The organism is Haladaptatus ordinarius, assembly GCF_054177595.1.
In genome coordinates, this window is the sequence record NZ_JBPEHH010000273.1 from 1 (window position 1) to 1,060 (window position 1,060).

Annotated in this window: 3 protein-coding genes; 2 read left to right on the plus strand and 1 reads right to left on the minus strand. The window is 57.3% G+C overall.

What is annotated here, in order from left to right; translation table 11 throughout:
• Positions 1-118 precede the first annotated feature (118 nt).
• Both ACR3FF_RS27150 and ACR3FF_RS27155 read left to right on the plus strand, forming a co-directional pair.
• Entirely contained in the window at positions 119-460 is a 342-nt protein-coding gene (locus ACR3FF_RS27150) for a type II toxin-antitoxin system PemK/MazF family toxin (protein ID WP_458191208.1), read from the plus strand.
• Positions 461-527: 67 nt separating this feature from the next.
• Positions 528-686 carry a hypothetical protein gene (locus ACR3FF_RS27155; protein ID WP_458191210.1) on the plus strand — a complete coding sequence of 53 codons (159 nt, stop codon included), beginning with the start codon at positions 528-530 and terminating at the stop codon, positions 684-686.
• Positions 687-776: 90 nt separating this feature from the next.
• Here the strand turns inward: ACR3FF_RS27155 and ACR3FF_RS27160 are convergent, their stop codons facing one another.
• Positions 777-935: a DUF2080 family transposase-associated protein gene (locus ACR3FF_RS27160; RefSeq protein ID WP_458191212.1), complete on the minus strand. Its 159-nt coding sequence runs from the start codon at positions 933-935 to the stop codon at positions 777-779.
• Positions 936-1,060 lie beyond the last annotated feature (125 nt).

Sequence of the window (1,060 nt, forward strand, 5' to 3'; positions counted from 1 at the left end):
TCGATGTAGCGGATGGAGAGCGAAGCATTTGGCCTGCGTATGAAACCACTGTTGGAGATGAGCTAGACATCTTGTTCGGGGTGTTCCGCCGGGAACACCCCTTTCTCCTGCGCCCTCAGTGACTGCGTTCGAAGAACTGGAACGCGGCGACATCGTGTGGGCGGCCGACCCGCTCTCGGAGAAAGGTCGCCCGATGCTCGTGCTGGGGACTCCCCAATTCCCAAACCACGGCGTGCAACTCATCACGGTCCTGATTTCCACAAAGACCTATCACGAAGAAGCACTCACCCTCAGGGACGACGACTACGAGGGCGACCCACTCGGGGAACGAAGTCACGTCCTCCCATGGGCGCTTGCAACTCTCAACAGTGCTGCAGACGTAGAACATTATCTGACTTCTCTCGTCGATGAGCGAACTGAGGATGTGACGGGCCAGTTGATCGGCTACATCTCCTCGTGAATCGCCTCGGGGTCAAGCCCCGGGGCATTCTCCTATACCGCCTGCAAACGGACTTGCCTGTTGCCAATTGCGACACCGGGAGCACAGGGCCCTCACCGTCACATTCGACGACGGGAAGATCGAGATCAGCCCGCTCGAACTCCAAATCGCGTACAAACTCCGGCTCGCACAAGCTACAAACAGCCTCGACAGGAAAGATTTCGAGGATGCACCCCACAGTACCTGACTTTCGAGGAACGATTTAACACGGAGCAGCTCGAGTCTCTCGGTGAGTATCGGACGGATTAAGCCTGTATCGGTAGTTGTATCGCATGGTCTACTCGTCGGAATCGGAATCGGAATCGGGTTCAGAAACACGAACGATTTTCACGTCCGCGCCGAGCCACCGCCGGGGGACGTAAACGTGCGCGCCGTTACCGGTTGGACGCACATCGCCGTCCACGACTTCGTGGCCGTTGATTTCGAACCGTTCCATACGCATTGTCGCTAGTTGTCCACTCTCTCGATAACGGCGGCAGCAAAAGCTCGGTCTCACACCGGAAGGACACCGAAAGCGAGACGAAGAACCCTACGAACGCTGCGGAGAGTCGAGAAGGTATC